General features: G+C 62.1%; 10 protein-coding genes and 1 pseudogene. 4 read left to right on the top strand and 7 right to left on the bottom strand.

All coding sequences use genetic code 11. The annotated features are described in order from the left end of the window. Positions 1–172: 172 nt before the first annotated feature. Positions 173–481 (bottom strand): annotated as a pseudogene (locus O3656_RS09825) (transposase); the annotation flags it as partial. Between the two features lie 442 nt (positions 482–923). On the opposite strand from O3656_RS09825, the gene O3656_RS09820 reads away from it, so the two are divergent. The 4 genes from O3656_RS09820 to O3656_RS09805 all read left to right on the top strand — a co-directional run bounded on the left by O3656_RS09820 (position 924) and on the right by O3656_RS09805 (position 5,252). Beyond that, complete coding sequence (locus O3656_RS09820; protein WP_500063884.1) at positions 924–1,151, top strand: hypothetical protein; 228 nt, start codon at positions 924–926, stop codon at positions 1,149–1,151. Positions 1,152–1,459: 308 nt separating this feature from the next. Next, a complete protein-coding gene (locus tag O3656_RS09815) occupies positions 1,460–2,746 on the top strand; it encodes an ATP-binding protein (protein ID WP_500063882.1) in 1,287 nt (428 codons plus the stop codon). A gap of 125 nt (positions 2,747–2,871) precedes the next feature. Further along, positions 2,872–4,200 (top strand): aminotransferase-like domain-containing protein, encoded by a 1,329-nt coding sequence (locus tag O3656_RS09810; RefSeq protein ID WP_016460663.1) that lies wholly within the window; start codon positions 2,872–2,874, stop codon positions 4,198–4,200. A 23-nt stretch (positions 4,201–4,223) separates the two neighbouring features. Further along, positions 4,224–5,252 (top strand): D-alanine--D-alanine ligase family protein, encoded by a 1,029-nt coding sequence (locus O3656_RS09805; RefSeq protein ID WP_500063879.1) that lies wholly within the window; start codon positions 4,224–4,226, stop codon positions 5,250–5,252. Between the two features lie 531 nt (positions 5,253–5,783). Here O3656_RS09805 and O3656_RS09800 read toward each other — a convergent pair. The 6 genes from O3656_RS09800 to yidC all read right to left on the bottom strand — a co-directional run bounded on the left by O3656_RS09800 (position 5,784) and on the right by yidC (position 11,789). Continuing rightward, positions 5,784–6,413 (bottom strand): HAD family hydrolase, encoded by a 630-nt coding sequence (locus tag O3656_RS09800; protein ID WP_500063877.1) that lies wholly within the window; start codon positions 6,411–6,413, stop codon positions 5,784–5,786. Positions 6,414–6,558: 145 nt separating this feature from the next. Further along, positions 6,559–7,845, bottom strand: coding sequence for a ParB/RepB/Spo0J family partition protein (locus O3656_RS09795; protein ID WP_500063875.1), 1,287 nt, complete (start codon positions 7,843–7,845; stop codon positions 6,559–6,561). A 173-nt stretch (positions 7,846–8,018) separates the two neighbouring features. Continuing rightward, entirely contained in the window at positions 8,019–8,897 is an 879-nt protein-coding gene (locus O3656_RS09790; protein WP_500063873.1) for a ParA family protein, read from the bottom strand. A 286-nt stretch (positions 8,898–9,183) separates the two neighbouring features. Then, on the bottom strand, positions 9,184–9,867 hold the full coding sequence (rsmG, locus tag O3656_RS09785) for a 16S rRNA (guanine(527)-N(7))-methyltransferase RsmG (RefSeq protein ID WP_016460668.1): 684 nt from the start codon (positions 9,865–9,867) through the stop codon (positions 9,184–9,186). After that, a complete protein-coding gene (locus O3656_RS09780; protein WP_500063871.1) occupies positions 9,860–10,363 on the bottom strand; it encodes a Jag family protein in 504 nt (167 codons plus the stop codon). Before O3656_RS09780 ends, rsmG begins: the two co-directional genes overlap by 8 nt. Before the next feature lie 82 nt (positions 10,364–10,445). Continuing rightward, entirely contained in the window at positions 10,446–11,789 is a 1,344-nt protein-coding gene (yidC, locus tag O3656_RS09775) for a membrane protein insertase YidC (RefSeq protein ID WP_500063869.1), read from the bottom strand. Positions 11,790–11,797 lie beyond the last annotated feature (8 nt).

Raw genomic sequence — 11,797 nt, 5'->3', positions numbered from 1 at the left:
ACAGCGCACACCGGGCAACGCCGAGCACGATTCGATCGTGTTCTCACCCACTACACGATCACCCCAGAAAGTCAAGGAAGCTGCGCGATTAACCGCCCGAACCTAAATAACAGCGACTTTCGCCCGCAATCCCAACCTAAACCCGGAACTTAAGCACCACGTTCGTGACCTATAGTCCGCTTTCGGAGCGTTTACGGCGCTGGAGCAGCCACTGTGGAAAGTAGGTTCCTGAGCGCAGCTTGGGGATCGCCACGTCAATGGTGCCGACCCTGGTGTCCAGGGGCCGGTAGCGATACCCATTGCGCCTGGTCTGACGCTGCGGGTCTTGTTGGCCCCACTGGGCCCCGCACACGGTGTCAGCGTCCGCTGATAACAACGCGTTAATCACGTGCTGGAGCAGGGAACGCATCAAATCCGGGGACGCCTGGGACAACGCCTCGCCAAGCAGGCCAGCAGGGTCGATAATATGAGGAGCGGTCATCGTTGTGCCTCCAAATCGTTTCGAGTCAGAAGTAGGAAACTTTCTCGAAGGATCACACGGTGACCGCACCCATATCAAACGGGCCGACCACCACACGGTTACACCACTATGCGGGACACTACTCACCTCACCCGCACGATCTACGCCGAACATCCATACCCCCGGTCAGGACCTCACCCGTCGACTGACGAACTCACACGGACCGGCATCGAACTTCTAAAACTTCGCCATCAATGCACGAGCGAAGCCGATGATGCGCACCAATTGTGACGGCCTGCTCACGCTCGTTCAGATCGTGTGTACGCAGCCACTTTGCTTTGCAATTACTTGGTTTTTGGTGCGATCTAAATTACTGTCCGATCGGTTGAATGCACATTTTGGCAGGGATAAACTATAACCATCAAGCGCCTGACGAAGCTGCCAAGCTGGTTAGGTGCTTTTCTTGTTTGAAACGCAGGGTCGCGCCGACGCCACCCGCGTTGGCACGCTCCACATACGAGACCGCCGGGCGATCCCCGGCCTCGTCAAACAGGGAATCAACACAACATACGATTCCACGAGGAGTTCACTCATGTTCTCGACCATCGACGTCATGGTTGCCCAGGCTCACATCGATCAGCTCAACGAGCTCGCCGACGCCAAGCACCTGGTGAAGGCCGACCGCCACTGAGCGAATTCCGGCTCGGCCGGAGTTCCACGCAAGTCCGCAGACCCGCGAGGGCTGCGGACTTTTTGCATACCCTCACGGGCAAGCATCACCACTCCCCCACTGCGCTCTCGACCAACGAATGACTACGGGGTTACGTCGATTCCCAGGACACCACGAGGCCCTCCAGCGTTGCTGGGCCTGGCCGTGGTGCCGGTGGGCGTGGCACTAATAAGGGTGGAAAATGTCTAGTCGTTTGGGTGGAAAATGTATAATGAAATCGGTGGAAAATGTATAATGGTCTACATATTCGCTGATCATAGGAGATTCAGGTGCAGGCTGTACGTCCGGAGAACTATCGCCCTCGAGCAATCGACCGGCGTATCGACCAACTACTGCGATCCTTCGGCGCTGTTGAAATCGCCGGGCCTAAATGGTGTGGAAAGACCTGGACCTCACTTGCACACGCCAACAGCGCCGACTCTCTGACTGACCCAGCAACTCTTCGAGCAGCTCAGACGTCTCCCGATCTCGTACTCTCTGGCAAGCATCCACACCTCATTGATGAGTGGCAAGAGGTGCCTCAGATCTGGGATATGGTTCGTTCTCGTATCGATTCCTCCGCGGGTACACGAGGGCAGTTCATCCTCACAGGGTCCTCCGCTCCTCACGATATCGAAACAATCAGGCACAGCGGTGCGGGGCGTATTGCGCGCGTTCACATGCGGCCTATGACCTCATACGAGGCCGGAGCAACTCCCGGCGGCGTGAGCCTCCTCGGTCTTTTTGATGACGAGGGGATGACGTCGCAACGATGCGACAGCTCAATCGAAAGCATCGCGCGTTGGTGCTGCCGAGGAGGATGGCCATCGATTCTTGATCTTGATGACGAAGACGCGTTAGAAACTCCCGCACAGTACCTACGCAACCTCATCGAGGTAAATATGCCTCAACTACGCCGATCTCCAGATACTACACAGTCTCTCTTACGCGCTCTCAGTATGAATCTTGCACAAGCTCCGACAATGAGCACGCTGTCGAAGGATATGGGCAGTGAAGGAGAAGACAAGTCACGCCATACAATCAAGGCATACCTTGACGATCTCCACGCCATGTACCTCCTTGAAGATGTGTCTGGTTGGGAGCCCGCAGCTCGAGGGAAGAAACGTGTGCGCATCAAACCCAAGCGCTACTTCGTCGATCCCTCGCTGCCTGCTGCCATGCTTGGTCTATCTCCCAGCAAATTGCTACGTGATACTCAAACTCTCGGCGGCTTGTTTGAGACTCTTGTCTGCCGTGATCTCCTCACGTTCATCGACACACTTCCTGGTGTCGGAAACTCCATCGCTTATTACCGTGACGACAAAGGTCTCGAGGTCGACTTCATCATCGAACTCGCTGACGGACGCTGGGGTGCGTTCGAGGTCAAACTATCGTCGATGGGAATTACTGATCGTGCCGTGGAACGCCTCCACAAGTTCCGTACGCTCGTGACCGGTAACCCTATGGCTCAAACTTCCGAGCCTTCCTTCCTTGGTTTCATCGTGGGCCACGGAGAGTTCGCCTACCAGCGCGACGATGGTCTGCTCGTCCTCCCCTACGCATGCATCGAGCCCTGATGTTTCACGTGAAACATCTGCCCATCCACCGGCCCCGTTACCCCGTATCGCCCGGAAGGTGGCACACTTGACCTATACGGTTATACGTAAGTTCACGCAAGACTTCATGCAAAGGATGGCATGCCTTGACTCAGCCTTCGACCAATGGCGGCACCCCGGCCTCGTCCGGCCGGACCCCCGCGCAGGGAAACCGCCTCGACCCCTGGTACGACGTCTACGCGGACCGCGCTCACAACCTGCGCGCATCCGAGATTCGAGCTCTCTTCTCCGTCGTGTCGCGTCCCGAGGTCGTCTCCCTCGCAGGCGGTATGCCGAACCTGAAGGACCTGCCCCTCGATAAGCTGGCGGCGTCCGCGGAGAAGCTGGTGCGCAACCATGGCGCGCAGGCCATGCAGTACGGCAGCGGCCAGGGCTGGGAGGTGCTGCGCGAGCGCATCACCGAGGTCATGGGCTACGACGGTATCGTCGGTGCCGACCCGGACGACGTCGTGGTGACGACGGGTAGCCAGCAGGCGCTCGACCTCGTCACCGAGCTCTTCGTGAACCCGGGCGACGTCATCCTCGCCGAGGCCCCCTCGTACGTGGGCGCGCTGGGCGTGTTCCGCGCGCGCCAGGCCGACATCGTGCACGTACCGATGGACGAGCACGGCATCATTCCCGAGGCCCTGGAAGAGACGATCCGCAGCGTGCGCGCCTCGGGCCGCACGATCAAGTTCATCTACATCATTCCGAACTACCACAACCCCGCGGGCGTCACGCTCTCCGCTGAGCGCCGCCCAATCATCGCCGAGATCTGTCTGCGTGAGCACGTCCTGATCGTCGAAGACAACCCCTACGGCCTGCTCGGCTTCCACAGCGACCCGCTGCCGGCCATTGCCTCGTACAGCCCCGAGGGCGTCGTCTACCTGGGTTCGTTCTCGAAGATGTTCGCCCCCGGTTTCCGCATCGGCTGGGCGTACGCGCCGCACGCGATCCGCGCGAAGCTGGTCCTGGCGCTCGAGTCGGCGATCCTGTGCCCGTCGATGGTCGGCCAGATGGCGATCGCCGACTACCTGAGCAACTACGACTGGTACGGCCAGGTGAAGTCCTTCCGCTCGATGTACGCGGAGCGCTGCCGCGCGATGCTCACCGCGCTCGAGGAGTTCATGCCGTCGTGCACGTGGACGGTGCCGGACGGCGGCTTCTACACGTGGGTTACGCTGCCCGAGGGCCTCGACGCGAAGGCCATGCTGCCACGCGCCGTGCGCGCACAGGTGGCGTACGTGTCAGGTACGGCCTTCTACTACGACGGTTCGGGTTCGAACCACATGCGCCTGTCGTTCTGCTACCCCACTCCCGAGGAGATCCGCGAGGGCGTGCGTCGCCTCTCGACGGTCGTCAACGCGGAGAAGGAAATCGTCGACATGTTCGGTACCGCCTCGGGCAACGAGGCCGGGGCCGGGTCCGACCGCTAACAGTTACCCGAGGAGATACCCCCATGGCTACCAAAGTTCTGATTATCGCCGGCGGTCTGACGCACGAGCGTGACGTGTCGGTTCGTTCGGGTCGTCGCGTCGCGAACATCCTGACGCAGTTCGGCTACGAGGTCCTCATTTCCGACGTTGATGCATCCCTCGCCGAGGCGATTGAGTCTTTCTCCCCCGACGTCGTGTGGCCTCTCGTGCACGGTTCGATCGGCGAGGACGGCTCCCTGCAGTCCTTCCTGGAGTCCGTGGGAATCCCCTTCGTGGGCTCCTCCTCGGTGCAGGCGATGCTGGCGTCAAACAAGCCGACTGCGAAGGCTCTCCTCGGTTCTGCGGGGCTTGCGACGCCCGGTTGGGTGACGCTGCCGCAGGCGATTTTCCGTCAGCTGGGCGCTTCACACGTCCTCTCCGCGCTCGAGGGTTCGGTGTCCTTCCCCGTCGTCATTAAGCCGACGGACGGTGGTTCTGCGCTCGGTATTTCGACCGCAAAGGACGCGAAGAGCCTGCGCCGCGCGATGGTGGATGCCTTCGCCTACGGCCAGCGCCTGATGGTCGAGCAGCGCATCGACGGGCGCGACGTGGCCGTCTCCGTGGTCGACCTGTGGGACGGCCCGCAGGCGCTGCCCCCGGTGGAAATCTCGACGGATGGCGGCCGCTACGACTACGACGCACGCTACACCACGGACGAGACTGAGTACTTCGTCCCCGCTCGCTTTTCCGACGAGCTTCTCGCGGACCTCCAGGCCGCGGCCGTCGAGGCCCACACGACGCTGGGTCTGCGCGACCTGTCCCGCATGGACTTCGTGGTCGACGACGATGGCACCTGCTGGTTCATCGACGCAAACGTCGCTCCCGGCATGACGGACACGTCGCTCCTCCCCCAGGCGGCTGATGCCCTCGACGACTCGTCGTTTGCACAGCTGTGCGCCGACATCGTGGATTTCGTGGCCGGCGGGCGCGACGTGCACAGCGTCGACTACGTCATCGACGACGAAGGCGTCGGCGTCATCATCTCCGAAGATGCCGAGCCGACCGAGGAATAATCACTCGTTCAACGCACTGTGGGCCCGGGAGGATGATCCTCCCGGGCCCACATGTTTCACGTGAAACAATCGCCAGTCCATCGCACAATGGAACGACGGACACGCTCTATCACCGACCGATTGTGGCGCCCACAATCGGTGAATTCGAGCTAAATAAAGTGAGGACATCCCGGCTGCCCGAAGGGGCTGCCTCATGTCCTCACTGTAGGGCGCTGCGGCTGTCCGACGCTGACGCGTACAGGGTGGACTGCCTTCTGACCCCTACCAGCGCTAGCGTAGCACATGTAGGGTACGCTCCCAGTCCACGGTGGTATCACGTTCGCGCGCACTATTGAGCACGCGGCCGATGTTGTTTCACGTGAAACATTGTCTGCTTCCGCCAAGCGGGCTAAGCCCGTCGGCGATCATTCGTGAAAGGTAGTGCTGCACATTGACGAGAGCACACAATTGAATGAAACTTTCGTTCTCTGTACGGCTCTGTGTCGTTCTGAGCGATCCAACTAAAAGTGCACCTCGCGAACCCAGCGGCACTCAGAAAAGGAATCCAAGCTCCTTGAGACGCTTCTCGGCGTCCTCTGCACCCTTCCAGGTGATGCCTCGGACACCAAGTAACTCGGCAGCACGAACATTCTCTCGACGGTCATCGATGAACGCGATGTCTTCGTAGGGCACGCCAAGGCGCACGAGCACATCGCGGTAGATGCCTCGAGACGGCTTGCAGATGCCGTGGTCACACGAGAAGGCGAAGAAGTCGAAGAGGCTCCCCCACTCGGAGCGGCGGATCGCCTTCGCGATCGGATACGGCGCGTTCGACAGGATGCCAACACGCACTGCCTGGCGGCGCAGCTGACGCACCAAGCCAAGCGCGGCCTCGTTCGCTTTGGCCATGCGCGACGCATCCAAGGCCACGAGCTGTTTCAAAAGAGCACCGGACGGCTCCGGCTGCCCGCAATCTCCCGCAATACGATCCCAGAATTCACGATCGGACAAACCCGCGTCATACTCTCCGCGATGGGCCCACATCGCCTGATCGACGAGCGACGTGAGGCCTCGTGAGTCGTCGCCGAACAACTCAGCGATTGCGTGCGGGTCCGGATGGGCGTCGACGAGGACTCCACCGACATCGAAAAGCACGGTGCGCGAACTGCCTTGGGCGTTCATGCCTTTCGCTCCTTCTGGTACTGCGAGGGCCCGACGACGGACCCTTAAAAGTAGTTTAAGCGTAAATTCAGCCAAAGATTAGGGCAAGAAATGTCGTATAGGGAACATACTGCGCCTGATCTGCGGAAAGAAATATGAAGTTTGATCAGTGGAGGATAAGGTCTGCAATTCGCTGAAGATCTTCGAATCCCGCGAATTCGATGACGATCCGACCCTTTTTACGCCCCTCGGTGATAGTCACGCGCGTATCGTACGCGTCGGACAGGGCCGACACGACGCTCTCACCCAGCGGCGACAGAGGACGCTGCTGGCGGGCACGCGGACGGGGCGTAGCCTTCGCCTTTCCGAGGCGGACAATCTCTTCGGTGGTACGCACGGAGAGACCCTCGGCGACGATTCGCTCAGCCAGTCGTTCCATCTCCTCTGCCGTCGACAGGGACAGCAGAGCGCGGGCGTGGCCCGCTGTGATGACCTGTGCGGCCACCTTCTTTTGGACTGACGGGGGTAGCTTGAGCAGGCGCAGGGTGTTGGCAATCTGCGGGCGCGAGCGTGCGATTCGCTTGGCGAGCTCTTCCTGAGTCGCCCCGAAATCCGCCATGAGCTGCTGATATGCGCTCGCTTCTTCCAACGGGTTGAGCTGGGCCCGATGGAGGTTTTCCAAGAGCGCATCGCGGAGCAGGTCTCCGTCGTCGGTCTCTCGGATGATTGCCGGAATCGTGGTTTCGCCCGCGAGCTCGGAGGCACGCAGGCGGCGCTCACCCATGATCAGCTCGTAGCGCGCTTCGGGCTTCTCGGCGAGGAACTCCTGGAGTTTCTCGGAGCGGCCCGTTGCGGGGATACTACGAACGACGACGGGCTGGAGGACGCCAACCTCCTTGATGGAGGCTGACAGTTCCTTCAGATCGTCCTCATCGAAGACCTCGCGAGGCTGCTTCGTATTGGGAACGATCTGATCGATCGCAATTTCAGCGAAGGAAGCACCGGGAACCGGAAGGAGCTCATGATCGACGGATGTTTCACGTGAAACATTGTGATCAGCATGTGCATTGCTGGCACCAACCGGAACCGCATCAGCCGCCTTACCCTGCGGATCCTGATGGGAATCTGAGCCGTTGATTCCACCGCCAAGGCCGCTGCGAGAGCCACCAGCGCGTCGTCCACCCGCCGCCTCGACAGACGGCATCGCGGGGCGCTTCTTCTTCGACGAGGCAGTGGCCCGCTTCGGCTGGAGAAGATCCTTCGCGGATCCTCCCCTCCTGCCGGCGGAGCTACCTTCGGGGAAGAAGACGTCCAGGGGACGGGACGACGCGGAGGGTGCGGTATGTGGCGTCTGCTCACTAGCCTGAGGAATCAGGGCTCCAAGACCCCGGCCGAGACCGGAATGCTTTCGAGTGCCCTTACGGCCCTCAGACTTCGATGATGCATCCGCCATTGCAATACTCCTTCAATTGCGTCGGTTCATTGTTTCACGTGAAACAATGCCATGAGAGCAGCAACTAAGCGTCGTTCGTCACTTTGTTGCACCAATGATCACCCATCGTGACAAATACGTGCCGAGCTGCGGAAACATGCGGAAAACTCCGCATGTTTCACGTGAAACAATCGCTATTCAGCTGCAGAAAGGCGCTGACACAGCTCGAGCGCGGCCTTGCGATACGCGATCGCGCCAACGTTGCGCGGGTCGTAGGTGATAACCGTCTGGCCGTAGCTCGGAGCCTCTGAAATGCGTACGGAACGCGGAATGACAGTCTCGAATGTCTGCTCGGGGAAGTGCGAGCGCACCTCGCCCTCCACCTCCTCGGAGAGCCGGGTGCGCTTGTCTGCCATCGTGAGCAGCATGCCCGAGACGCGCAGTCCCGGATTGAGGTCGACGCCGATGCGTTCAACGGTGTTCCACAGCTGGCTCAGACCCTCAAGCGCGTAGTACTCCGCCTGGATCGGGATCATGACCTCGTCCGCGGCCACCATGACGTTCAGGGTCACGAGGCCGAGGGACGGTGGGCAGTCAATCAGGACGATATCGATCTCCGGGTGTTCGACGACGTACTCGCGCAGGGCGTCGCGCAAGCGATACTCGCGCCGATCAACGTCGACGAGCTCGATCTCGGCTCCGGACAGGTCAATCGTTGCCGGGCAGACGAGGATCCCGTCGACATCGGGGCACGGCTGTACGACGTCCGCGACGCTGGCACCCCCGATGATGACGTCGTACGTGGAGGGCGTACCGGCCGGGTGCGCAACGCCGAGCGCGCTGGACGCGTTACCCTGCGCGTCGGCGTCGACGACGAGCACCGATAGCCCGCCAATCGCGAGGCCCGCCGCGATGTTCACAGCGGACGTCGTCTTACCCACGCCGCCCTTCTGGTTCGCAACGGCGATGATGCGAGTGTGATCGGGACGCGGGAATGCCGCGCGCTCGAGCATGGCGAGATCGCGTAGGTTGCGCTCGATCTGAGTCGACAGAGGGGTGTTGTTGGTACTCACGTGACACCTTCCTAGATACTGCCCCTAGTTTACGGGGAGACGCACACACTTCCAGCACGAAAAGCCCGTGATGCATCCAGGTGCACACAATCCCACTGACACGCGGGACAGCAGCGTAAAAACTCTTCTGTAGGATCGATTCTCCCAGCGCGGCGCAGCCACATGACAAACTACCAATCGAAAGAATCGATCTGACAGAACGACACGTTTTTGTGCGCCACGTCACTATATAAGGAAAGCGCCGCAGCAACCACCGCGACGCTCCCCTCCCCCACGTGGGGACGCGCTACTTAATGCGCGTGCAGACCACCACGTACGTGGACTCGTCCTCCATGATGGAGGGCACCTCGTGGATCTCGGCGCGCAGGTGATGACGACGCAGCTCCGCCGAGGCCTCGTCCACCTCGATCGGAGCGCGACGGCCCTTGAGGGCCACGAGCGATCCGCCGGGTGCAATGAGCTTGGACGTCATGCGCACGAGCTTGCTCATGTTCGCCACGGCGCGGGCGGTCACCACGTCGGCCTTGCCCTTGCCGCGCAGCTCCTCGGCGCGCGCCTGGTGAATGGTGACGTTGTCGAGGCCCAGGTCCTCCACGACATCCATGAGCCACTCGACCCGGCGCGCCATGGGCTCGGCCAGGTGCACGTCGAGCTCGGGGCGGCACGCGGCAATCACGATGCCGGGCAGGCCCGAGCCGGAGCCGACGTCGAGGACCTGGCGGCCGTCCTTGCGCGGCATGAAGTCCAGCACGGCGGCGGAGTTGACGATGTGACGCGACCAGATGCGCTCCATGTCGCGCGGGCCGAGGAGGCCGCGGATCTCGCCCTCCTCCTCGAGCATGCGCGCGTACTCGGCGACCTCGGCGAAGGCCGGTCCGAAGAACTCGCGGACGGCAGGCGTGGGCTCTTCTGGAACGAAGGGGTCGCCGACCTGGCGACCCCTTCCCGTCCCGTTCGGGTTCTCACTCACCGTTGGATTCCTCGGGGAGGATGACGACGCGGCGGTGGGGCTCGGTGCCCTCGGACTCGGAGGTGAGTCCCTCGTCGGCGACCACGTCGTGGCACACCTTGCGCTCGAAGGGGTTCATGGCGTCGAGCTTGACGGCCTCGCCGGTGGCGCGTACGCGCGCGATGGCCTCGCGGGTGATGTCCTGGAGTTCTTCCTTGCGCTCTGCGCGGAAGCCGGCGATGTCGAGCATGAGGCGCGAGCGCTCGCCGGTCTCGGTCTGGACGGCGAGGCGGGTGAGCTCCTGGAGGGCGTCCAGGACCTCGCCGTCCTCGCCCACGAGGCGGTCGAGGGCTTCGGGGTCGTCGGCGACGATTTCGACCGAGGCGCGGCCGTTTTCGACGTCGATTTCGATGTCGCCGTCGAGGTCGGCGATGTCGAGCAGTTCTTCGAGGTAGTCGGCGGCGATTTCGCCTTCTTCTTCGAGGCGGGTCAGCTTGTCTGCGTTGTCGTCACTCATGACGTGTCCTCCGTAGTGGGGAATGGGGTCTTGCTGGTGTCCAGGTTACCGGCTGGGGCCTAGAACCGTGAATCTGTGGTGGTCAGCGCTTGTTTCCGGAGCGGCGGCGGGCCTTGCGGCGCTCGATGCGGCGGCGCTCGATTTCCTCGGCGCTGAGCGAGCCGTGGCCGACCTGGGCCTCGGCGCTCTCGGATGCGTCCTTCGACGAGGACTTGGCGCCCTCGCGCTCGAGGGTGCGGCGTTCGCGGACCTGCTTCTGGAGTTCGGCGCGCTGGGCGGAGGCTTCCTGCTTGGCGATGCGCTTTTCGACGGCGAGGGCGAGGCCGTGCATCCACTGCTCGTCGGGCAGGGTGGTCCACTTCTGGGTGGCCAGGTTGCGGTAGACGGTGACGATTTCGCCGGTGGACATGGAGGCGGGGAAGTCGGAGGCGACGCGCTGCTTCTTGGCCTTGGAGCGGACCTCGGCGAGGGTGCGCTCGTTGAGTTCGTCGACGCGCGGGTCGGTGGCGCTGTTGCCGAGGGCGGCGCGCTCACGGTCGTAGTTCTGGAAGTAGGGCTTGGCCCACTCCTGGTAGGCGGCCTCGCGCGAGGCGAGGAGGTCGACGTAGGCCGGGGAGCCGGGGGTCGGCATGACCTTGATGGTCCAGAAGGACTGGGCGAGGGCCCAGAAGGAGGCGGTCACGGTGTAGATGACGACGCCCATCTGGAAGAACGCGCCGGAGAAGATGAACATCAGCGGCATCACGTACATCATGGAGCGCTGCGACTGGGCCATCGGGTTGTCGCCCATGTCGGGCATGTTGCGCGAGAAGGACAGGCGCATGGAGGCGAACTGCAGGACGACCATCAGGACGATGGCGGCGACGAAGACCGCCACGATCGCAGGCTGGCCCCACGAGTCGCGCAGCGTGTGTGAGAGCTGGACGCCGAAGACGGTCGAGTTGACGATCTCGGTGGACACGGACTCGGTGAGCGGGCCGAGGTGGTCGGTGGAATCTCCGCGGTACGTGTAGGTGCCGGCAGAGATCGAGGAGACCGCGATGATGGCGCGGTACATGCCGAAGAGGACGGGCATCTGCACGAGCATCGGCAGGCAGGAGGCGAAGGGCGAGACCTTGTGCTTGCGCTGGAGGGCCTGCGTCTCTTCCATCATCTTCTGACGGCTGACCTGGTCCTTCTTGCCCTTGTACTTCTCCTGGATCTTGCGCATTTCGGGCTGGATCGCCTGCATGGCGCGCGAGGAGCGGATCTGCTTGAGGAACAGCGGGATGATGGCGATGCGCACCAGGATGGTGAGCAGCACGATGGACAGGACCCACGCCATGCCGGAGCCGGAGGACATTCCGAGCAGCACGAGGAGGTCGTGGATCCAAACCCACACGTAGGAGATCGCCCACGCGAAGGGGTGGAGGATTGCGTCGAACATAGTTTTCG

Source organism: Pauljensenia sp. 27098_8_83 (assembly GCF_041432695.1).
GTDB lineage: Bacteria > Actinomycetota > Actinomycetes > Actinomycetales > Actinomycetaceae > Pauljensenia.
Note: the sequence above shows the minus strand (reverse complement) of the source record. Positions and strands in the feature narration are given on the sequence as shown.